Below are 22,416 nucleotides of genomic sequence, written 5' to 3' on the forward strand. Positions count from 1 at the left end.
TGAGGCTTAGCCTTTGAGGTGTTTTTCGTTCAGCTCGACCAGAGAAGAGAGTTTTGCATCAGCCAGGCACCAGCGCGGGTCCGCGCGGTTTTCTTCAGCCGGAACCACTATCGAGCGCATGCGTGCGGCTTTAGTGGCTATCATGCCGTTAACCGAGTCCTCCAGCGTGACGCATGAAAGCGGGTCAACGCCAAGCTTTGCCGCCGCGTCCAGGTAAACCTGCGGGTGCGGTTTACTGTACGGAAGATGCTCGGCGGAGGCGATAGCGTCGAAATACTGGCGCAGGTCGAACATTTCCAGCACTTTTTCCAGCATATGCAGCGGGGAGGCGGAGGCCAGGCCCACTTTGAGACCGAGTGCTTTACAGCGTTTAACCGCTTCTACAACGCCCGGCAAAAGCGGACGCTGCTCATCGACTAATGCGATGGCGCGTTCGATAACGAGTGCGGTGACTTCTTCTTTTGACGGCCCGCTCCACGGCTGGCGTGAGAACCAAAGGTCTACCACTAAATCGATGCGCAGCCCTAGGGTGTCCGGCAGCTCATTGCGGCGCGTGATATCAACGCCAATACTTTGCAGGGTATCCAATTCCGCACGATCCCAAAGCGGTTCCGAATCAATCAGTAGCCCATCCATATCAAAAATTGCCGCGAGGATCTGGCGCGTATCGGCCATAAAATGACTCCTTTCCGTTCGTCTTGAATAAATGATTGTGTATCTTTAGCCGGAAACAATACCTGAAGCCACCGCTTTTGCGAATTTCGCCCGCAAAGCTCAGGCGAAATAGCGCCATACAGGGTAGACTTTGTGGGTATAACGTTACGTCCTAAAAAAGGGGAGTGCATGACGTATCAACAGGCTGGACGCATTGCGATTTTGAAACGGGTTGCGGGATGGGTGATTTTTATCCCGGCGCTGCTTTCTACCGTGATTTCGGTTCTGAAGTTTATGTATCAACACAGCGAAAAACAGCCCGGCATTGATGCCGTGATGCTGGATTTTTTCCATGTGATGATTGAGATGATGCGTTTTAACACGCCGTTCCTGAATTTATTCTGGTACAACTCGCCGCAGCCGGACTTCCACGCTCAGGCGAACGTGTTTTTCTGGCTTATTTACGCTTTGATTTTCATCGGGCTGGCGCTACAGGATTCCGGCGCACGTATGAGCCGCCAGGCAAAATACCTGCGTGAAGGCGTTCAGGATCAGCTGATTCTTGAGCAGGCTAAGGGGCCGGATGGATTGAATAAAGCGCAGCTGGACGCGAAAATTGTTGTGCCTCACCACACCATTCTGCTGCAAATTTTCCCGCTCTACGTGTTGCCGGTTATCGTCATTGTTGCCGGTTACTTCTGCTTTAAGCTGCTCGGCTTCCTTTAAGACTGGCGGCCACTCCGCGCAGGAGTGGCCATCTTTTACGCCGCTAAAACCCGCTCAAGCGCTTTTTGCGCCGTGACCAGATGCTGGCCGCCGAACAAAATAGCGCGGTTGAGCAGAGTATAGAGCTGGTAGATGGGCTGGCGCTCGAGGAAGCCCGACGGCAGCGGTGAAACCGACTGATAGCCATCGTAGATTTGCGGCGGCTGGTCGTTATGCAGCGGCAGCATCGCCAGGTCACACTCTCTGTCGCCCCAGTAGCAGGCCGGATCGTAAATAAACGGCCCGTCCGGACCCAGCGCGCAGTTTCCTGACCAGAGGTCGCCGTGCAGCAGGGAAGGCTGGGGCTGATGAGAGGCCAGCGCCTGCTGAACAAAGTCGACAATCAGGTCAATATCGCCGTAGTCGATGCCTTTTTCCGCCGCCATCTCCAGCTGCCAGCCAATACGCTGTTCGGCGAAGAAGGTTGACCAGCGGCGCTGCCAGGCGTTGGGCTGCGGGGTGGTGGAAAGATCGTTGTCAAAATCGAGGCCGAACTGCGGCTGGTCGCTCCACTGGTGAAGTTTTGCCAGCTGCTGGCCGAGAAGAAAGGCATTGTGGGCATCAAGCGGTTTGCAGGGCAGGTATTCCAGCAGCAGGAAACTGTAATCTCTGTCGCTGCCCAGCCCCCAGACTTTTGGCACCCGCACCGTTTTACTGCGCGAGAGCAGCTCCAACTGGTCGGCTTCGGCGGTAAAGATGGGCAGGAGTTCGCGATCATCGCATTTGACGAAAATCTCATGCCCGGCGTAGTGAATGCGCCAGGCCGCATGGATTTCTCCACCGGGTAGCTCGGTGCGGCGTTCAATTTCTGCCTCACCCAGTTGCTCACTTAATAAATGACGGATGGCTTGCCACATGACTTTTCTCCCCAGGTTAGCTGGTAGACACTACAATCAATAGCTTATCGCCGTTTGCCGGGGCAAAACAGGCGCTAACGCACAATCCCGGCCTGCCATAAGTAAAATTTACGACTTTTGTTTCTGCCATATTTCCCAGCGGGTGATGGCCACCTCAGGCTCTTTACCCAGCGCCACGTTGCCTAATCCTCTGGCGAGTTCCTTAACCTGCTGCTCGTCTAAAGTGCTGGTCAGGCCAAAGTTGCCGGGGCCGAGTTCATGCACTTTCCCGTCGTCATCGGTGAGGGTGAGGGTGAAGCCGCCGAGCGTTAACTGATTATTCAGTTCGTTGATTTCGGTTAGCCCCTGTTGCTCAAATTTTACCGTCACCACATAGCGTTCTACGTCACTCATAGTCACTCCATTGTTATCCTGAAGGTTTAGCATAGTTCATGCTGTTGGAATGCGGAGCGTTGTGCGGCTCCGCATGATGCTGATGAAAATTAGCTTTTCAGGTAGCGATAGATATTTTGCGTATTTTCCAGCGAGCAAAGGCGGGTGCCTTTATTTAGCGTCGCGGCGCTCCCGGCCGCAACGCCATAGCGCACGATGTCGAGTAATGAAGCGTTTTCAGCGAGCTTCAGCGTCATGGCGCCGACCATGCTGTCTCCCGCGCCTACGGTGCTTTGGCTTTTTACCGGCGGGGGCACAACATGCACGCAGTCCTGCGCGTCCACTCCCAGCGCGCCCTGCGGCCCAAGAGAAACCACAACACGTTTCGCCTGGCCGCTGTTTACTATCTGCTGTGCGGCTTTACGCACATCATCCGGCTGGGTGAGTTCGCGCCCCACGAGGGCGCTCAGCTCTTTCTGATTAGGCTTAACCAGTTCGATATTGCCAAGGGCAAGCGTGGCTTTTAACGCCTCGCCCGAGCTGTCCACGATGCAGCGGATCCCTTTATCCTGCGCGGCTTTCACTAACCGGCAAAGTTTTTCTACCTCAACGCCCGGCGGCAGGCTACCGCTAATCACCAGAATATCGCCGCTGCGGATGGAGAGCGCTTTTTCCTCCAGGCGGTGAAACTCATCATCGGTTAATGCGGCACCCGGCATCACGAAGCGATACTGTTCGCCGGTTGATTGGGTATGAACGTGGAGATTCTGGCGCGTCCAGTCTCCGGACTCGACCGTATCGACGGCAACCTTCTCCCGGAGCAATAATTCGCTGAGGTGCTGCCCGGTTGCTCCTCCGACCGGAAAAATTGCCGTTGCGTGACCTCCAAGATGCGCAATGGCGCGCGCAACGTTGATGCCGCCGCCGCCCGGCTCAAAGACCGGCGAGCTGCAACGGAGTTTTCCTTCAGGGTAAATCTGGTCAGTGACGGTTGCGCTGTCCAGAGAAGGGGCGAGCGTTAATGTGTAGATAGCTGTCATATCTGCTCCTTTTTTTAGCCATTATCCTAAAGCGTAGCACCGAAGCGGCGGCTTAAATGTTAATTAAAATCATGATTTATCGAATGATTATGCTAAATCCACAATCTTCGTATCCTTATGAAAATAAAAGTATTTTCAGAGCCCTCTTAGATAAAAAATGAAATAAGAATCCATTGCTATGTTAATCGGGAGTTTTTATAATTTGTAACCTTTCCGGGCGGTCTCAGATTTGACCTCCGGGGAAAGATTCCGGAACCTTGATGGTTTCTTTTTTGTGTTGTGCGGATTAATAAATGAAGCTTTTAAAGACAGTACCGGTTGCACTTTTACTCACCGGTGGAGCGTTCTTTAGCCACTTTGCGGTGGCAGATGACTCAGTATTTACTGTCATGGATGACCCGACTACCGCGAAGAAACCCTTCGAAGGTAATTTGAATGCAGGCTATCTTGCGCAGGCAGGCAACACCAAAAGTTCCAACTTGACTGCTAACACCAATATGACCTGGTACAACACCGCTACCGCGTGGTCAATTTGGGGTAACGCCAGTAACACCTCTTCCAATGACGTGCGCTCTTCTGAGAAATACTCGGCGGGCGGGCGTGGTCGTTACAACATGACCGACTATGACTATGTATTTGGTCAGGCAAGCTGGCTGACCGACCGTTACAACGGCTACCATGCGCGCGATGTCTTTACCGCGGGTTATGGTCGCCAGTTGCTGAACGGCCCGGTTCACAGCCTGCGTGTGGAATTCGGTCCAGGCGTTCGTTATGACGAATTTACCGATGGTGAGCACGAGACTCAGGCGCTGGGTTATGCGTCTGCGACTTATAACTGGCAGCTGACCGACAACGCTAAGTTTATTCAGGGCGTTTCGGTGCTGGGCAGCGACGACACTACGGTCAACTCTGAAACGGCTCTCGACGTAGCTATCAGCGAGCATTTTGGCCTGAAAGTGGGCTATAACGTGACCTGGAACTCCGATCCGCCGTCAACGGCGCCAAACCATACCGACAGACGTACGCAAATTACGCTCGGGTATAAAATGTAATATTAAGAAGCCGGATAATATCCGGCTTTTTTTATCCCGCATTTGTGTTTCCGCTGTTTATTTCTTCTGTTATTCACATTAAATTAACCATTTCAGTTCATTTATTATAAATTTTTATATCATTAATTCTTCATTAAGAATGAAGTCTTTATTATTTCGGCCTCACAGAATAAAAAACCGGTAAATACGGTCTGATTGACGGGCTTTGAAGTATTTTTCTGTTGCCCGACGGTTTTACAAGATCTTGTGGTAAATAAAAAACCTTTCAAAAATAAATATAAATTCAATTAAAACATGGCGTTATCTCTATGCTATCTGATGTTTCTCGTCGTTTGACTCCCCGGAGGTCTGATGTGAAAATCACGCCCACTTCCATCGGCGTGCGTCATTGAGGCTTCTTTTAGCGTTCTGGTCTAACCCCGTCATCTGAAGCCGCTGGTATTAAAACGAACCAGGCCGAAATATTAAGGGGTTTACTTATGTTTATACGCTTAAATTTATTTGGGCGAGGATCTCGTGGGCGCAAATCAGGCCCTGGGCTGAGTTATGTTCTTTCCGGCATGTTTTTTTTCGGACTCTTTTTTGTAAGTAACGCTGCATTCGCCCAGCAGCTAGGGCTTCCAGGGGTTGTTACTTTTATTACGGCGGGTGAAGCTGGTACTTCTTGGTGTGAGGGTCAAGGTACGAATGTCGAGGATTCCTCAGGGGCCACTGACGTGGGTCATGCGTGTGTTCCAAAAGGTGCCGATCCGTGGCTTATGAATGCTGGAACGGGCGTATCATATTTTTCTTCGTTTTCGAATCTGCTGATTGGATTATACGCCCCCGTCAAAGATACTTACGTTGCGCGCCTGTGGATCTGTGATGCCAGCGGCGGTCCTGGCGAATGCACTATGGGTCAAAGCGTTGAGCATTTTGATGCCGCTACTGCTGTAGCGTTAGACTCCAGTAAAACTATCGAGGATCAGGTACCCAGGTGGGGGGGGGGTAGCGAAAAAGGTGCTGAATTACTCTTTCAATGCCTGCCTTACTCTGATGGGCTCGGATGGTGTTCACTGGAAGGGCGCTCCTGGCACTGTGGTCAGGACATGCTCGGATGCCAATACGTTACCCGATACGCCAGCCTTGTGCTACATCAATTACGGTACCCCGCTGGACGTTTATCTGGGCACCACAGAGCGAAGAGATATTGCGACGGCGCCGAGCAAAGGCTCGGGAAGTAAGTACAAGGCTCCCGTGCTGTGTACCCGGGACTCGAGGGTTGATGTCGTGACGCGGTTCGAATTTGAGCCCATTGTGGTAAATGGGGTTGAGCTGGTTAAAACCACAGCCAGTAATACCGGAGTGGCCATTTTTTATAACGGTACACTGGTCGATACAACTACACGGATTAACGAGAGTTTCGAACAGGGGACCACAGATACCGAATATGAGTTCCAACTTATCCGCGACCCTAATGTGTCCGTGGGTGAGGTGACAACGGGCGATTTTACCGCAGTTGCGACAGTAATAATGACTCTACAGTAAGTTTTACTCAATCTATTGGGGCACGCCGCATGCCCCATCGTAGTTTTTAACCCTCTGCTTTCTAATGACGGGCCTCAAAAGCAAACAATATGCTTTGTTCCTGAGGCCCGGCTTCAATTGCTCAATATCTCCTTTTTAGCTGCGTCTGAACGACTCTGTCACGCGCTTAGCTACCCGATTCTCATCTCATGTTTCTGTTCAATATCGCCGACCGACCGGGGCTGAACTCGTTCTGGATAAGAGGCTATTGCATCTTGTGTGGACGTGGTTCTGCTTGCTGCATGGCGGCTGGCGTTTCTGCTTGTGAGTAACAAGAAGCGGGCTGTCACCTTGACGATCAAAAATTAATGCGGCTGGTATCTTGCCCGAATGCTTGTTGGTGGCTTTTGGAAGGACGAAATATAAAGCTTTATTCAGCGTTGATTTTAATTTTTCTTTCTCAATGCGACGGAATAATAATCAATAGCATTCTAATTATTATCTTGCTATTTTATTATCTTGTAAAGATGACCTCTTTATTCTCTTTGAGTTTAATTATCTTTTTATTGGCTCGCGAATATTTTTTATATATAACCATCACACCCTGGTTACATACTTATGACATTTACGGTTTCAATTTTGTTACTATCTCTATTTTTTTATAAATTTCATTTGGTTGTATTCATTTGGTGGTCACCATGTTGCGCATAGGATTTATCCTCTTTTTGTTGCAATATGGTTGTCTTTGTCGTCTTTATTGGTGACAAATTTTGGATTATTTTTGTATTTTAGTTTTATATGCTTTTTTATGTCGGTATTGAAGTGTTATAAACCGGATATTGATGTTGGATATGGCCTTTTGGTGATGGATATTACCGTGGCCTGACCTTTCTTATCTCAAAAGTGAATGGATAAAGGTCCTTTATTTTTATATAAATCCTTTTAAAACATAGTGTTATGATTTTTTTATGCATTTTTTGGCTTTATTTGACTGAATGATTCTTAAGGTTGAGAATACGTCTGCTTTGGCATCTAAGGGAATGGATTGTTTATCGGGGTTAGCCCTGGTTGTTTTATTTTGATTCTGACTTTTCTGAGCTTTTTAATGGCTGTGGACGTCATTTAACTTAATTATTCAACCGTCTCGGTTTAAGTTCTTTTATTTGCCTGAGCTCCACCGGAGGTGACTGAATATCTCCGTAGATAAAATATCGGTAAAACAGGAAATAAAAATGAATATGAAGAAAATTGTTCTTGCGATGGCTATGTCTTCCGCAATGATTGCTGGCGCTAATGCTGCAGACCAGGGACACGGTAAAATTACTTTTGAAGGGACCGTTATCGAAGCCGCTTGTTCTATCAATCCTGACAGCCTGGATCAGACCGTTTCTTTAGGTTCTATCGCTCGTCACCAGTTGCTCTCTGGCGGTAAATCTACCCCGCGTGACTTCAGCATCAAACTTGAAGATTGCGATGCCAAAATTGGTTCTAACGCCGAGGTTACCTTTAACGGTCCTGCTGGCGATCAGGGTGAAGGTCTGGACAAAACGTTTGCTACTACAGGTGTTGCCGCGGGTACCGTTGGCGTTGTTATCACCCAGGCAGGCGGCGTTATTGTTGAGCCTAACAAACCAGCAACAGCGATTGCGCTGAATGACGGTGAAAATGAGCTGGCATTCCAGGCTTATGCCCAGGGTGGTACCACGACTGTTGCCACCGGTGCGTTCTCCGCGACCGCTAACTTCGTGATGAACTACAAGTAAAAAATGGCGGCCTGGTTCTGCTACTGACGCTGTCCGTGTAGAGCAAGGTTACTTTTCAAACCCCCAGAATATTTGATATCCGGGGGTTTGAAAGTCGGTCAGAGAGCCCCCTATAAGAGTATTCGCAGCATGTCTGATAGAACCTTAAAGGCGATGAAGATGCTTTATCTGCTCGCTGCGGTGGCTTTGGTCGGAGGGGCATTTATCTCAGGTGCCGCGGCGGCCGAAGTCAAGGAGCATGGCATTGTCACCATGCAGGGCAGCATCATAGACACCGCATGTGCCATTGATATGGCCAGCCTGTACCAGCATATCGAGATGCCGCCGTTGCCCGTCGGGCAAATTATCCGTGACGGATTTGGAACTGGCGTCCCTTTCAGCATCCATTTGTCAGACTGCACGTTACATCACCAGAACCCTGCCTTACCCGACTGGAGCACCTTTCAGGTGACGTTTGACGGTCCGGTAACCAATGACGGGTTATTTGGCGTTCAGGGCCGGGCTGAAGGGATTGGCTTGAGAATTACCGATGAGCGCGGTGCCGTTGCCCAGCCGGGGTATCCCATGGCTCTCCGGGATCTCCAGACCGGGGATATGAACCTGAATTTTACCCTGAACCTGGCCGGCAACCACGAACGTTTACGTTCGGGGGACTACCGTACCACTATTCGATTTAAGCTCGATTACTATTGAGGAGGTGCCGGTATGTCATTCTTTAGGCGAACACCTCTTTTGGTGGAAACGTATATGTCTGAATTGCCCCTTTCTGCGAAGAGAAACCGCCTGCGCCCGCTGGTATTAAATATTTTGCTGGCGTTGAGTCTCGGGCAGTTGGGGTTGCCAGCCCATGCGGTCGAGCCTATTCAATTCAATACCGAAGTTCTGGATCTCAAAGACCGTTCACAGATTGATTTGAGTCAATTTTCCCAGGCTGGCTATGTTATGCCTGGAACCTATAGCCTGGCTTTGCAAATCAACACCAGCTCGCTGCCGGAACAGGCCGTACGTTTTTTAGTTCCCGATGATGACGCAAACGGCAGCCTTGCCTGCCTGACGCCAGAAATCGTGCCGATATTGAACCTTAGGCACGATGCTGAAGGGCAGCTAACCTGGTGGCACCACAATGAATGTCTCAACCCGGCCTCACTGCCGGGAATGACCATTGAGGGCGATATGGGGGCCGGGGTGTTGCATGTAAACATTCCGCAAGCCTATCAAGAATATACTGCGGAGAACTGGGATCCCCCGGCTCGCTGGGATGAAGGCGTTGCTGGTCTGCTTTTCGACTACAGCCTGAATGGCCAGGACATTAAACAGCAGGGAGAATCAGGCAGCGAGAGTCGTTCCCTCTCCGGTAACGGGGTTGCGGGAGCAAACTTCGGGCCATGGCGGCTGCGTGCGGACTGGCAGGCAGAATATAACCATGGCTCGGGGGACGGTGGCGTCGAGCGGAACTGGACATGGAACCGCTATTACATGTACCGCGCGATTAAAGCGTTACGGGCGCAGCTTATGCTGGGTGAGAATTATCTTAACTCCGGTATGTTTGATAGCTTTCGCTATACCGGCGCAAGCCTGGTTTCCGATGACGGTATGTTGCCCCCTAACCTGCGTGGCTATGCGCCTGAAGTGACCGGCGTGGCAAAAACGAATGCAAGAGTCACCATTAGCCAGAGCGGGAGGGTTATTTACGAAACCACCGTGGCTGCTGGTCCGTTCCGTATTCAGGATTTGAATAATACCGTTAGCGGTAAGCTTGACGTGAAAATCCAGGAGTCGGATGGTAGCGTCCAGACCTTCGAGTTAGATACGGCGACCATTCCCTACCTGACGCGCCCTGGCGTTATCCGCTACAAATTTGCCAGCGGCAAACCCTCTAATTATGGGCACCATGGGCAGGGGCAGGGATTTGCTACCGGCGAGTTTTCTATGGGGATCAGCAACGGCTGGTCAGCCTTTGGCGGTCTGCTTGCCGCCGGGGATTATAATGCGCTTGCGGTGGGCATAGGTCGTGACCTGCTGGAGTTCGGTGCTATGTCTTTTGATATCACCCAGTCACGGGCTAAATACCCAAACGGCAATACCCTTCAGGGGGGCTCATACCGCCTAAGCTACTCCAAACGTTTTGATGCCACGGACAGCCAGGTGACATTTGCGGGCTACCGCTTTTCTGAGCGTAACTTCAGAAGTATGTCTCAGTACCTTAATGAGAGATATCAGAACAGCTATAGCGGCGGCAATAGTAAGGAATTTTATACCCTGAATTTCAACCAGCAAATCCGCGCGCTGAATATGACCGCCTATCTGAACTACGGGCATCAGACCTATTGGGATCGATCTCCCAGCGACACTTATACCTTATCGGTTTCTCGTTACTTTGATTTTTGGAAGTTCAAAAATGCAAGCGTGAACTTTTCAGCGTTCCGGACGAAGAAAGACGGCATTAATGACGATGGTATGTATGTCAGTATTTCCGTGCCTTGGGGTGAGAGCGGTTCGTTGAGTTACGACACTCAGGCCGAACGAGGCGGCGGCAGCAGCCATAACCTGGGGTACAGCGACCGTATAGGCGAGCGGGATAACTATCGAATTTCGGCAGGCGTGGGCCAGGATAAAAGTAAAAGAGTAAGTGGCTATTTATCCCACCAGGCGAGCCTGGCTGAAATCAATGCTTCGGCGAGTTATGAACGTAACAACTACACCTCCCTGGCGGTATCGATGAAGGGAGGGGTGACCGGTACTGCTAATGGGGTCGCGCTGCATCGCAGCGGTATGCCGGGGGGAACACGAATGATGGTGGACACCGGTGGCGCCAGCAATGTGCCGGTTCGCGGTGTGGGCTCGTCAACTTATACCAACATGTTTGGTAAAGCGGTTGTCAGCGATGTCAGCAGCTATTACCGCAACAGCCTTAACGTCGATCTGAACGAACTTGGTAATAACGTTGAGGCGACGCGCTCGGTGGTTGAAGGAACCTTAACTGAAGGGGCTATTGGTTACCGCAAGTTCGGCATTATTGAAGGGCAAAAGGGCATGGCTGTTATTCGTCTTGTCGACGGCAGCTCCCCGCCTTTCGGTTCCGTTGTGATGAATGCCAATAGCGATCAAACCGGAATGGTCAGTGAAGAAGGAAACGTCTGGCTGTCAGGGATGAATCCTGATGAGCGGATGGTAGTGAAATGGAACGGGGCAGATCAATGTGGATTCACGCTGCCGTCGGCCATCCCGGAGGGAAGTCTTTTGCTGCCTTGCTTGCCGGTAATCCATAAAAGTTAGTCCGATGAGCGTGCCGTCGAAGTGTTAACGGGCGTCAGCAGGTTTTTAATGTTTGATAATGGCCAGCCCGAGAAGGGCTGGCAGATAAAAAGTTTTAACTCGGAGAAATAGAGTACGCCATGGTTAATGTAAAACGCATATCAGCAAAGTTCACCGCTATTCAGGTGACCACGGTAACATTAATGCTTTCAACCTTGCTGGCATCCCAGGGGGCTGGCGCGGCTATTAGTCTGGACCGAACCCGTGTGATTCTGGACGGTGAAGCCAGGTCCGTTACCCTGACCGTGACCAATAAAAATAAGGCGCTTCCTTATTTAGCTCAGACATGGATCGAGGATGAGCAGGGGAACAAAATTCAGAAGCCGCTGCTGGCTTTGCCTCCTTTGCAGCGTGTGGAGCCCGGTGCTAAAGGGCAAATTAAGGTGCAGGTTGCCTCGGATATGGAAAAACTGCCCCAGGACAAAGAAAGCGTTTTCTATTTCAACGTCCGGGAGATCCCGCCTAAGTCCACCAAGGCCAACTCATTGCAGATAGCTTTGCAGACGCGAGTGAAACTCTTCTATCGCCCGGCTGCTATCCATCTGGATCAGAACAGTAAGCCCTGGGAGCAAATAACGCTTACCCGTCAGGGAGATAAGTATGTTGTTCATAACCCAACGCCTTATTTCGTCACGTTAACGGCCGTTTCACCTTCTGCGGCAGGCAGTAAAGTGGCTGGTTTTATCCCCGTGATGCTTAGTCCTAAGGCGGACGTCACATTAACGGGCAGCGCTAAAGCTATGGGGAACTCCCCGGTACTGACCTATATCAATGATTATGGTGGTCACCCGCGCCTTGCGTTTGGCTGTGCCGGGAGCGTTTGTAGCGTGAAAAGCTCGCTAGCCGGGTAAGTTGGTTTTTGGGCTGAAGCGGCGCGTTAGCTCTCGGCGATTGGCGTGTGCGAGGCGGTAACATTGAGCAATATAGACATGCACAAAACAGAGAAAAGTAGGGCGGTGCGGCAAAAAAATGGAGTGATTTCCCCTCGTGGCTTAGCGGCAGCGTTAATGTTTGCGTGTGCGGCGTCTTTCCATGCTTCGGCCTCATTACCTGATAACTGGGAAGTGGAAGGTGCGCACGGCGAGTTAGCCGTGGAGGGAAGGCTGCTGGAAGGCGCTTGCTCTTTGGATATGAAGTCCATCTGGCAGGATGTTGAGCTCGGTACGGTTTCTACTGCCGGGCTGATTCATCCCGGGGATACCGGTGAGCCGACTCATTTTACCGTTGTGTTGCACGATTGCATTCGCATGCGCGGAAATGAACAGGACTGGCAAACTGACGAGCATACCTGGGATCCTTTTCAGCCGGTGCTGACGCTTTCATTTGATGCTGGCCACGTGAGTCACAGCGACCTGATCCAGGTGGCTGGTCTGGATGGAATTGGGCTAAGAATCAGTGATGTAAAACATCATGATATTGAGTTGGGGCATAGAATCTCACCGCAGTTTTTGAGCGTTGGTGATAATACGCTGGAATTTACCATCACGCCCGAGAGAACATCGGCACCTTTATTGACGGGGCATTTCCGGGCAGTGGTGAATTTTCAACTGAGTTATGACTGAGGCCGGGCACGATGAATGGGCAAAAATATCTTTCCTGCACGCTGAAACAAGCAAGGTGCGCGGTCGCAGCGGTGAAAAATGGCTCACTATGCTTTTTTCTGCTGGCGATGGCGATAACGAATACTGCATTAGCAGCGGATAATGTTGAGATAAAAGGTGAGTTAGTTACAGAACCTTGCTCATTATCCCCGGAGAGTGAACTTATCCCTCTGGATTTTAAAAATGTTGTGAGCAAGTATCTTTACATCAACGGACGTACTTTGGGAATGCCGTTCATCATTAAGCTCGTTGACTGTGATACCAGTCTGGGAAATACGGCTATGGTGGCATTTACCGGGAGCGAAGGCGTGCTGCCGGGGCTAATGGTGCCCGACGACGGAGACACGCACGGTATTGCTTTTGGCATTGAAACCCGTGAGGGGCAACCCGTCCCCTTTAATAAACTGAGCCCGGTTTTTGAACTTAGCGATGGCGAAACCGAGATGAATTTACAGGGGTACATTCAGGCAGAGCCTGACGCTTTAAAAAATGAAAGTGTTTTACTTGGCCCTTTTATTGGTACGGCAACTTTCGAAATAAACTATCCGTAGCCTATTTTATTGATAAGCAGAGCGTATTATTTGTGGTAACGGGGCCTCTGCACACAGGAAATATTATGAATATTAGAAAGCAAAAAAACTGTTTGCGCAGAGGCTTATGCCAATTGCTGACAATGACCTGTTTGTCAATGTCTGTCATCCCTCCGACAGCGGCAACAATTGGTGTTCCCGGGGAAGAATATAAAATGACTATGAATATGAGAGGGACGATTACTGCTTCGGGAACATGCAAATTTAAAGAAAGGCTCACGCCGATAGATTTTGGTGAAGTGTACTACAGCGCAATGAGCGGCAGTAATACGCTTAAAGATGTTGCCACCAAGGAACTTGATGCCGTAATGGATTGTTCCGAAGATTATTTTGGCGCTACAAATATGGTATTAACCCCGGGTAAAGGAACGGTTGATTACCAGGGAACTAAACTCATGCAGGTTGTTGATGATAGCAAAGGGACGGTAAGTAAGGATCTGGCGATTCGCCTGCTGGTCAATTCAGTTTCTCAAAACATAGGTGAAGATTTTGCCGTTGATATTACACAACCTTCAGGGCCAAAACTGGAAGTTGAACTGGTTCAAATTGGCAACGGAAAGAGTTTTGTCAGCGGCGCAACTTTCAGCGCTACGGCAACGTTGACGCTGAACTTCCTCTAATAAATGGGGCATATAAAAGTGATGAACAGTGAGAATTGGGGGCGAATTAAATCAGCGATGCAAGCTTTTTTAGTTGCCACAGCTGTGTTGCCCATTTTTAGTCATGCAACTCAAATGGGTGATACCAAGGACTTTACCTTTAAGGGAAGGTTGCATGAGATGATTGCTTGCTCCATAGATAATGGCAACCAGATTATCGTCGATTTTAAAAATGTCGGCATTTCAAAGGTGGATAGCGGTATCTATATAAAACCGATAGAGTTTAAACTTGACTGCGGAAGCGCAACGTCAAGCAATACTATTATTATGTCGTTTACTACCGCTTCGGTGGCGCCCGCGGATAAAAGTGCGATGCAGACCAGTGCGCCTGGATTATGGGCTAAAATTCTTAAAGACAGCATGCCCTATGAATTGGGTACTGAATTTAAAATTTTAGATCCTGATAATCCGCCCAAGTTCGAGGTTTTATTAGCAAAAGACCCGGCAGTTGATTTGCAGGAAGCTTCTTTTTCGGTTACCGGAACGTTGCTGGCAGAGTATATGTGACAACATTATTACTTTTCGCTTGTGCGGGAAATGAACATAGTTAATGCAGAGCTTTTTCTGCCTTTGGCTTTTGCATTGTCGAGTAAATAATTATTCAAATGCTGCCCGGCTTTGTATCTGAGTATTAATTGCGGCTGGCTGATGTGCAGGCAGTGCGGTGCTTTTAATAATTTAAAGTAATCTTCACAATAATATTATTTTTGATTTTATTTGATAAAAATTATTTGAGTTAATGCCATGTTTAAAAATAAATTATATCCAGGTTTGCGTGTTGCAGGCTTAGCCGCCGCATTGTTATTCCCGTCTCTTACATGGTGCGCCGCCTCAACGGCGCATATAGCCAAGAATGATGTTAAAAGCGCGGAACCCGCTTCTGCGACTAAAGAGAGCGTTAAGCCGGAACAGCATACGGATGCGAGACCCCTGTCCGAATATGGCGTGAGCGGTATGGTGCTGGAGGCTCAGAATCACCGGCTGCAGGACGATCTTGATAAGTTGTATCAGGAACGCCGTGATTTAAATAGCAAGCTATCTGAGATGCAAAAGGCACAGGACGCCCTCAAGGCTGCGGCGGAAGAGAACGCGCAGCCTCCGGTATCTGACGATCAAAAAATGGCCTACGTTGCTGGGCTATCGCTGACCTCCGGCATTCAGGGGAGGCTAGATAGCTGGACGGCACTAGGAATAAAGGTTGACTCCGTCTGGCTGGACAGGGGGCTGCGAGATGGTCTGGACTCACGTCAAAGCCTGAAGCCTGAAGAGGTTGACTCCGCCTGGCAGAGTTTTAGCAGCCTGATTCAAATCGCCGTGGATGAAGAAATGAAGGCCGGCAAAGAGAGCATTATAAAAAAACTTAATGGTCGAACTCCCGCGCTCGAAAAAAACGGCATGACTTTTCTGGTGCTGAAAAAGGGGAAACCGGTAGACGATAAAAATGCTCCGGTAAAACTTGCCCTGCGCGAGCAGATTCTCGGTGGTCGGGTGGTGAGCGAGGTGCCCTCTTTAATCCTCTCTTCTGAAGATGAAATGCCTGCTGTGGTTCGCAATGCATTACCTCTAATGGGAGCCGGTGGCTCCGTTGCGGCCTATGCGTTGGCCAAATCTGTCTATGGCCAGCTGCCTCTGCCAACCGATGTTCAGCCTTTTACCGTGCTTGAGTACCGCATTACCAGACTATAGAGCTCGTTTGGTTGTGAGGGGGGGGCGTGCCCGCCGGGTTAGAGCTCATTCTGGCCGAATAACGATGAGAAAGGCGTACAGATAATGATGCGAACAAAAAGGTCGGTTAACGAAAACCAGCTCGACGATCCGATGTATCGACTTGGCGTGCTGGAAAATGCCGTTATCAACTACGGCGGCGGGATAGTGCATCTCCAGGAGCGAGTACTCAAAGCGGCGAAGCCATTATGGCTTAGCGACCCCGAGACCGCGCGGCTGCTCGAGGATGTCGCCCGCTATCTGCGGGATATCACCTTTGCCGGGGAGCTAGATTTGGAGCATATGCAGACGGACATAGCTAAACGAAAGGCTGACTTTAAATGATGTATTTACCTTTGCGAGCCTTCTCTCGCTACTTTAAAAGGGCGATTCCGGATTGCGCCATAGTGGGAATGCTTGCCCTGCTATTGAGCGTTTTATTAATTATTCCCTGGCCAACTTTGCCGGGAACGGGATTGCTGCTAACGATAAATTTGATTACCTGGATTTGGGTTGGCCTGTGCGGCCTGGGCCTTTGCACGACATTATTGCGCCGTCGTCTTCAGGGCGGACAAGTGGCAAAGCTGGTATTTACCGGTGCGCTGCTGATGAGCTTGCCCCTGATGTGGACCTCAGAAACTTTTCGTTCGAATGCCTTTGACAGGATTGCCGGGTTGTGGGGGATGGCCGTTTTTTTATGCCTTCTTTTACAGGTTCCGGCTCGCGGCGATTTGCGCCGCCGTATCTACGCGACGATCGTCTTCGCCGGCCTGATTCAGGTTGGCCTGAGCGTCTGGCAGCTTCTGTTTCCCGCTTCGGCTCAGGTCTGGATGGGTTATGACATCAATCTTATGGCCAGCCGCCCGGCGGGCAGCCTGAGTCAGGCTAATCAGCTTGGCTCTTTTGTCGCTACAGCTTTGGCCTGCTCGGTCTTGTTGGGTACCGGAAGCCTAAAGCGTAAACGCTATCTGCATATTTTAAATGGTCTGAGTACGTTATTGCTGAGCGCCGGGGTTATTTTGACGCAATCCCGTGCAATGCAGGCAGCCTCGGTACTGGCGGTGGTTGTTTTGCTGGTGCTCAACACCAATGCCGTGCGTAACGTCGGGATATGGCTGATCGCAGGTGTAATTACCGGCTCGTTACTTTTCCCCGCGTTGCAGTCGATGCGGCAGGCCGCTGATGCAGAAGCCACCAATACACAACCGGTTGATTACCAGGCTCGCCTGAAGTGGAACCGTGCTCACTCCAATAACGAGCGGTTTGTGATGATGCAGGCCACTACGACAATGGATCGTCACCATATTTTCGCTGGCGAAGGGTTGGGGAGTTTTGAGGTTCTGTTCCCGAAAATCCTGTCCCAAAATGGCGTGAATAATCCCTTTCCGCTGACGGTAAGCCACCCGCATAACGAAATTCTTTACGCCTGGTTCGAAGGCGGGATTGTTGCGGTGATGGGCCTGTTTGCGTGGCTTTATGTTGGCTTTATGCCTTTCCAGCGCTTGTTGGCCAGCGGTTGGCGACGTTTAGTCGGTCGTGGGGCTTTTGGCAGCCTGGCCGGGCGGACAGTTGCCGCCCGCGGTGCCGTTATTATACCGCTTATCGCCCATACCATGAGTGAGTTTCCTCTGTATCAGTCCGCTACTCATGCCGTCCTGCTGGTGGTTCTCGTTTGGCTGGCTTTGCCCGTTCGGGCGGCGCGCCCGGCGGCGTCATCTTCTGTTTTTGCGGGATTTGGCCTGCGCGTGGCGCTGACCTCCACCGTGGCTCTGCTAAGCCTGGCTGTCATCGTATTTATGGCTACAGGGTTAAGCACCGCGTCGCAGCTCAGGGATGCCGAATCTTTTGAAATGATGGATTCCACCGCGCTGTTGGAGGTGATGAATCCCTGGTCTCAGCCCGACCGCTTGCTCTTTGACCGGGCGGTGACCGAATTGATGGTGTTTAGCCAGACTCATGATCGGGCCTCTCTCGACCGCTTCCAGGCAATGGCTGAAAACTGGCTTGGACGCCATAACGACGCAAACCTCACCTGGAGCCTTGTGCGTATCGCCCGGCTACACGGAAATGAGTTGCGTGAAGAGTATTGGCGCCATCGCGGCTGCCTTAGTTTTAGCCAGGATCAGCGCTTTCAGTGTCAGGGTTCCGCGAGTGTGGGTTCAACGTTATTACGGAGTAAAAAATGACAACACATATGGAGACCGTTGCGTCGCCACTTTCGCTGTCTGGCGGCGTTAAACGTGACCGGCTGGAGAAAATGACCGGGGGCTGGTTCGTGGGGGCTTTTACTCCTGTAGCCCATAGCACTCCGGATGTTGAAGTCGCAATGCAGCATTTTGCCGCAGGCTATGTGGGAGCCTCCCATCATCACAAAGTGGCAACAGAGGTCACTTTACTTATTTCCGGGCGCGCTCGCATGGCCGGAATGGAGATGGTCGCGGGGGACATACTGACATTATCGCCGGGTGTTTCCTCCTCTTTCGAAGCTATAGAAGACTGCGTGACCGTAGTGGTGAAACACCCGGGCGCGCTGAATGACAAATACCTTGATGAGAAAGTCTGATGCTTAATATCGTTATCCCAATGGCAGGCCTTGGAAGCCGTTTTGCGCAGGCTGGTTTTACCGATCCTAAGCCTTTTATCCCGGTAGGTGGATTGCCGATGGTTGAATTGGTTATCCGTAATTTAAGACCTTCTCGCCCACATCGATTTATCTTCATTTGCCAGCAGACGCATCTCGATCGCTATGATTTTTATCGTCGTTTGCAGGCTATTGCCCCCGGCTGCGAAGTTATTGGTCTTTCTGGCGTGACGGAAGGCGCCGCTTGTTCGGTACTGGCAGCTTCTTCACTTATTAATAACGACGACCCTTTGATGGTGGCAAATTCAGACCAGTGGGTTGATGTTGATATTGATAGCTATTTAAGCGTCATGGAGGAACGGCAGTTAGACGGCCTGATTATGACCTTTACTGCCGTCGATTCCAAATGGTCTTACGTTCTGCGCGATACGCAAAATCGGGTCTGCAAAGTAGTGGAGAAAGAAGTGGTTTCTGATGAAGCCACCGTGGGTATTTATAACTTCCGACGCGGGCGTGATTTCTGCCGCCTGGCGGAGGAAATGATCGAACGTGATGAGCGCAGCATGGGCGAATTTTACGTCGCACCGGTTTATACCCATCTTTATCAGCAGGGGTTTACCCGCATCGATACCTGCCAAATTGGGGCGGGAATGTATGGCCTTGGTACGCCGGCCGATCTCGCTACCTTTATGGGCAGTGCTGTTCTGGACAAAGCCCTGAATAGCGGTCGGGCTGCAATATGAACATCATCGCTCTTGCACATATCCATGCCCTGAAATATCCGGGCTGCTATAGCTTGTTTGATCCCGCAAGCCTGAAGGTTGCCGACCCGGATAATACGACGGTTATTACCTTTGCCGGAAGCAGCTTGCCTGCACGTAGAATGTCCGCGCTGGACAGGCTGGACGTTGCGCCTGAAGGCGACATTGTGCTGTCGTATTTCGATAGTTCTCCTCTCGGGCCCCAGCTTCTCTGGGATGCTGCACACCGCCTGCCTGTCGGCAAAACGCTCTATTTACAAGCGTCCGACGAAGTGGCGGAGATCCTCTCGCGTTCCTACTACCGCGATGCATTTTGTGAGACGGCGAGAACGTCCTCTGGCGTACGTTCTTTTACTAAGACAGGCGCGCTCATGGCCGAGGCCGACCGTGGGCTGGATGCATGGAGTTTCTGCATTCCAACCGGCAACGGCGACCCGGCTTTGTTAAATGACTGCGTGGCAAGAATACTGGCGCTGAATATCCCGCAATTCGAGATTATTCTCTGCGGCCGCCCAAGAGAGGATTTCCTCTACTGGCAGCAGGTGCGCATCGTTGGTGAGGATATTTCTGCTCCGCCGGTGCATATCACCCGCAAAAAAAACGTGCTGGCTCAGGAAGCTCATTACCCGAACCTCTGCATTTTGCATGACCGGGTTTTACTGCCGCTTAATTTTTATCAAGCGGTACGGCAGTTCGGAGATGATTACCCGTTTGTAGGTTTTCAGTCCTTCTGGTTTGCCGATAAATGGCAGGCCGTACCCCGGCGCTACTCGGACACGGATGTGGCTACGGTGCTGCCGGATATAAACTTCCGCGCAGGCCGCGTGGAGCGAAAAAATCGACGCTTATTTGAGTCGATGCGTCAGTCATACAGGCATCCTGAACGGGCCAGCTTTGGGCGTGAATATTTAACCGGCAGTTTATATCTCTGCAAAAAATCCGTCTGGGCGCATCTTCCACAAAATGAAGACCTCTACTGGCAGGAATACGAAGATGTCGAGCAGGGTTTGTGCGCCGCCGCCGCAGGGATTCCTTCACGTATTAATCCCTATAGCCTGACCTCGAGTAATTTTTATCGCAGCGTTTTTCATTGTCTTGGTCGGACTTTGTGCATGAAAAAGAACGGGCGAGTCACTCTCCAGCGTGCCCCACAGGAACTATGGGGTTTTCCGCGTCGCCCTCATCTTGGTATCTCTCAGGCAACGGCCGTGGCTCGTTTATCCGAGTTCGCACACCGTTATATCGGTGACGATAGCCTGGTACGCCAGAGCAAATCTTTAATTGGAGTACGACGTTATATTCTTATTGCCCGACTGTTATGGGCAGCAAAAGGCGATACCACAAATCTTGTTGATGATTGGCATAGCCTTGTGCTTTGCGAACCTGCTATTCCGCAGGACAAAGAGTACCTCCAGTCGGTACTGGATAGCATCGCCGGTAACGCGCGCAAAAAAATCAACTGGTTACGCCATCCATCCCTAAGCCGGCAGCTTTACAACAACCCTTTTAGTTCACCTTTTTTATCTGATGACGGCAAACCGGTATTCGCGGGGCCGCCGCTCCGCGCTATTGGCAGCCTGATAAGTGCAGTTTGGCTCAAGTATGGCTGTAGCCACACCGCCATTCGCCTTCCGTTGTTTGAATTATGGCGTCTGCTTATTTCCTGTAATGACGTATCGCATACGAATAACTCGGGGGTTAGCCATGAAAAAGGCTGATATCCGCGTGGTAACCGGTACTGAGGGAGAGGTCATTGACTGGCTGAATGGAGTGAATGCGCTGCCTGAACTTCCTGCCCTGGCAGACGTTACTTGCCTGTGGTTCACGCTTAACAATGAGGCTTCGCCGGTTCATGAAAAGCTTCATGCTAGTGGTGTTCAGACTGTGGTTATCCTGCATCAGGATGGCTGGTTTACGCCGCCTGAAAATATAGAGCCAGCGCTAAGTCGTTACATTCTTCAGGCTCGATGCCTCGAGCAGCCACTCTGGCTCGTGCTGTCTGGCGGCGATTTAGCGGGTAGCAAGCAGGCCTGGGAAGAAAAGCAGGCATTTGTTACGCACGGCAGGCCCCCGCTGTTCCGACTGCAGGCGCTGGTTCTCGCAACTAGCCTGGTTTATGGCGAGCAGGCCAGAAAAGTGTTAAGGCCGCTCCTACTCCTGGTCCGCAGGAGGAAGTAATGCAAAGCTTAAGTATTGTTTTGCAAGGGCCGCTGGGTGATGCGGGGGAGCTGCCCCGGACTACCTGGAAATACATTCTGCGAACGCGGCGGACATTCCCTCTCGCCGAACTCATTGTATCTGGCTGGAAAACCAGCCCTGAGCGTGATGCTCAACTGCAGGCCCAACTGGCCGGGCAGAACATCATCCTGGTCTTAAGCGATGATCCTGGCCCGGTTGTGGGTTACGACCGTGGCGGAAAATATGTCACCAATGTGAATAGGCAATTGATCTCAAGCCGCACCGGGCTTGCTGCGGCTACGCGTCCGCTGGCAATCAAGATGCGTATCGACAGCTACCTGTATTCACGCAAGCTTGTCAGGTTATTGACCAGCCGCGTGCTGGCACTGGATGGCCTCGATCGTGACGGCCGTTACACGGTTTTCCAGTCCAGAGTTATCAACTTGAATCTGTACGCCCGCGATGCTCGAGGGAGTATCCCGATTCTGTTTCATCCGGGCGATATCATGCTGGCCGGTAAAACGGCAGACGTGCGCTCCTTTTTTGCCGCACCTCTGGCCCACCACGATGACCTGTTCCACCCTACGGGCATCGCAGGTCTCTGGAGCGCGTGGCGCTATGTCTCCGAGCAATACTACTGGATCCACGCGATAGCTAAAGCCAGGGGAGTCAAGGTGTTTGAGGGCAATACTGCTTATACAGCTGCTTTGCGCGACTGCTCGGAAAGATATTATCTGGCTAATTTTATTCCTTACAGCCCACGGCAGCTGGGTTTTCGCTGGCCAAAATACTGGCGTAGCTACCCGCTGCGCGGGTTATTCAGCGTTTATACCCAACGCCGCTGGCTGCGGCTTCACCACCGGGTCCACGGGCAATCAACCCCTCTGACGCCAATGCTATTGCTGGATATGGCAGGCACTCTGATTTGGCGAGCCTGTTACCGACTAAGGGCAAGAATAGTGCGTGTTCCGCATATTCGTAGAGTGCTGCTTGCACTTTTTTCTCATCGTAAATAGGA

At 50.9% G+C, this 22,416-nt stretch carries 22 protein-coding genes; 18 read left to right on the top strand and 4 right to left on the bottom strand.

Annotated features, from left to right (window positions below):
* Window positions 1-6: 6 nt before the first annotated feature.
* A complete protein-coding gene (hxpB, locus tag HMPREF0201_RS07770) occupies window positions 7-675 on the bottom strand; it encodes a hexitol phosphatase HxpB (RefSeq protein WP_016536001.1) in 669 nt (222 codons plus the stop codon).
* A 168-nt stretch (window positions 676-843) separates the two neighbouring features.
* Here hxpB and HMPREF0201_RS07775 point away from each other — a divergent pair, with 168 nt between their 5' ends.
* Entirely contained in the window at window positions 844-1,380 is a 537-nt protein-coding gene (locus HMPREF0201_RS07775) for a YniB family protein (RefSeq protein ID WP_016536002.1), read from the top strand.
* Window positions 1,381-1,415: 35 nt separating this feature from the next.
* On the opposite strand, the gene HMPREF0201_RS07780 is transcribed toward HMPREF0201_RS07775, so the two are convergent.
* From HMPREF0201_RS07780 to pfkB, 3 genes are all read right to left on the bottom strand, one after another.
* Entirely contained in the window at window positions 1,416-2,276 is an 861-nt protein-coding gene (locus HMPREF0201_RS07780) for a fructosamine kinase family protein (RefSeq protein WP_016536003.1), read from the bottom strand.
* 108 nt (window positions 2,277-2,384) lie between these two features.
* Window positions 2,385-2,669, bottom strand: a complete 285-nt coding sequence (ghoS, locus tag HMPREF0201_RS07785; protein WP_039898102.1) for a type V toxin-antitoxin system endoribonuclease antitoxin GhoS — start codon at window positions 2,667-2,669, stop codon at window positions 2,385-2,387.
* A gap of 89 nt (window positions 2,670-2,758) precedes the next feature.
* Window positions 2,759-3,688, bottom strand: a complete 930-nt coding sequence (gene pfkB, locus HMPREF0201_RS07790; RefSeq protein ID WP_016536005.1) for a 6-phosphofructokinase II — start codon at window positions 3,686-3,688, stop codon at window positions 2,759-2,761.
* Between the two features lie 293 nt (window positions 3,689-3,981).
* On the opposite strand from pfkB, the gene HMPREF0201_RS07795 reads away from it, so the two are divergent.
* The 17 genes from HMPREF0201_RS07795 (at window position 3,982) to HMPREF0201_RS07880 (ending at window position 22,414) form a co-directional block, all read left to right on the top strand.
* Window positions 3,982-4,740 (top strand): DUF481 domain-containing protein, encoded by a 759-nt coding sequence (locus HMPREF0201_RS07795; RefSeq protein ID WP_016536006.1) that lies wholly within the window; start codon window positions 3,982-3,984, stop codon window positions 4,738-4,740.
* Between the two features lie 2,738 nt (window positions 4,741-7,478).
* Window positions 7,479-8,009 carry a fimbrial protein gene (locus tag HMPREF0201_RS07805; protein ID WP_016536011.1) on the top strand — a complete coding sequence of 177 codons (531 nt, stop codon included), beginning with the start codon at window positions 7,479-7,481 and terminating at the stop codon, window positions 8,007-8,009.
* Window positions 8,010-8,138: 129 nt separating this feature from the next.
* On the top strand, window positions 8,139-8,702 hold the full coding sequence (locus HMPREF0201_RS07810) for a fimbrial protein (RefSeq protein WP_016536012.1): 564 nt from the start codon (window positions 8,139-8,141) through the stop codon (window positions 8,700-8,702).
* 54 nt (window positions 8,703-8,756) lie between these two features.
* Window positions 8,757-11,285, top strand: a complete 2,529-nt coding sequence (locus tag HMPREF0201_RS07815) for an outer membrane usher protein (RefSeq protein ID WP_016536013.1) — start codon at window positions 8,757-8,759, stop codon at window positions 11,283-11,285.
* A 119-nt stretch (window positions 11,286-11,404) separates the two neighbouring features.
* Entirely contained in the window at window positions 11,405-12,175 is a 771-nt protein-coding gene (locus HMPREF0201_RS07820; RefSeq protein WP_016536014.1) for a fimbria/pilus periplasmic chaperone, read from the top strand.
* 63 nt (window positions 12,176-12,238) lie between these two features.
* The gene (locus tag HMPREF0201_RS07825) at window positions 12,239-12,886 is read left to right on the top strand and encodes a fimbrial protein (RefSeq protein WP_147293932.1); all 648 of its coding nucleotides are present in this window, start codon (window positions 12,239-12,241) and stop codon (window positions 12,884-12,886) included.
* Between the two features lie 11 nt (window positions 12,887-12,897).
* Window positions 12,898-13,476 (top strand): fimbrial protein, encoded by a 579-nt coding sequence (locus tag HMPREF0201_RS07830; RefSeq protein ID WP_016536016.1) that lies wholly within the window; start codon window positions 12,898-12,900, stop codon window positions 13,474-13,476.
* Window positions 13,477-13,541: 65 nt separating this feature from the next.
* Window positions 13,542-14,135, top strand: coding sequence for a fimbrial protein (locus HMPREF0201_RS07835; protein WP_147293931.1), 594 nt, complete (start codon window positions 13,542-13,544; stop codon window positions 14,133-14,135).
* 21 nt (window positions 14,136-14,156) lie between these two features.
* Window positions 14,157-14,681, top strand: a complete 525-nt coding sequence (locus tag HMPREF0201_RS07840) for a fimbrial protein (RefSeq protein WP_167344787.1) — start codon at window positions 14,157-14,159, stop codon at window positions 14,679-14,681.
* A 237-nt stretch (window positions 14,682-14,918) separates the two neighbouring features.
* A complete protein-coding gene (locus HMPREF0201_RS07845) occupies window positions 14,919-15,860 on the top strand; it encodes a hypothetical protein (protein ID WP_016536019.1) in 942 nt (313 codons plus the stop codon).
* Window positions 15,861-15,944: 84 nt separating this feature from the next.
* Window positions 15,945-16,223 carry a hypothetical protein gene (locus tag HMPREF0201_RS07850; protein WP_016536020.1) on the top strand — a complete coding sequence of 93 codons (279 nt, stop codon included), beginning with the start codon at window positions 15,945-15,947 and terminating at the stop codon, window positions 16,221-16,223.
* Window positions 16,220-18,064: a PglL family O-oligosaccharyltransferase gene (locus HMPREF0201_RS07855; RefSeq protein WP_016536021.1), complete on the top strand. Its 1,845-nt coding sequence runs from the start codon at window positions 16,220-16,222 to the stop codon at window positions 18,062-18,064. The genes HMPREF0201_RS07850 and HMPREF0201_RS07855 overlap by 4 nt, the downstream gene beginning before the upstream one ends.
* Complete coding sequence (locus HMPREF0201_RS07860) at window positions 18,061-18,441, top strand: cupin domain-containing protein (RefSeq protein ID WP_016536022.1); 381 nt, start codon at window positions 18,061-18,063, stop codon at window positions 18,439-18,441. The genes HMPREF0201_RS07855 and HMPREF0201_RS07860 overlap by 4 nt, the downstream gene beginning before the upstream one ends.
* Window positions 18,441-19,202: a glycosyltransferase family 2 protein gene (locus tag HMPREF0201_RS07865; RefSeq protein ID WP_016536023.1), complete on the top strand. Its 762-nt coding sequence runs from the start codon at window positions 18,441-18,443 to the stop codon at window positions 19,200-19,202. Before HMPREF0201_RS07860 ends, HMPREF0201_RS07865 begins: the two co-directional genes overlap by 1 nt.
* The gene (locus HMPREF0201_RS07870) at window positions 19,199-20,938 is read left to right on the top strand and encodes a hypothetical protein (RefSeq protein WP_016536024.1); all 1,740 of its coding nucleotides are present in this window, start codon (window positions 19,199-19,201) and stop codon (window positions 20,936-20,938) included. Before HMPREF0201_RS07865 ends, HMPREF0201_RS07870 begins: the two co-directional genes overlap by 4 nt.
* A complete protein-coding gene (locus HMPREF0201_RS07875; RefSeq protein ID WP_016536025.1) occupies window positions 20,925-21,398 on the top strand; it encodes a hypothetical protein in 474 nt (157 codons plus the stop codon). Before HMPREF0201_RS07870 ends, HMPREF0201_RS07875 begins: the two co-directional genes overlap by 14 nt.
* Window positions 21,398-22,414, top strand: coding sequence for a WavE lipopolysaccharide synthesis family protein (locus tag HMPREF0201_RS07880; protein WP_016536026.1), 1,017 nt, complete (start codon window positions 21,398-21,400; stop codon window positions 22,412-22,414). The genes HMPREF0201_RS07875 and HMPREF0201_RS07880 overlap by 1 nt, the downstream gene beginning before the upstream one ends.
* Window positions 22,415-22,416: the final 2 nt, after the last annotated feature.

The organism is Cedecea davisae DSM 4568 (genome assembly GCF_000412335.2).
Taxonomy (GTDB): domain Bacteria; phylum Pseudomonadota; class Gammaproteobacteria; order Enterobacterales; family Enterobacteriaceae; genus Cedecea; species Cedecea davisae.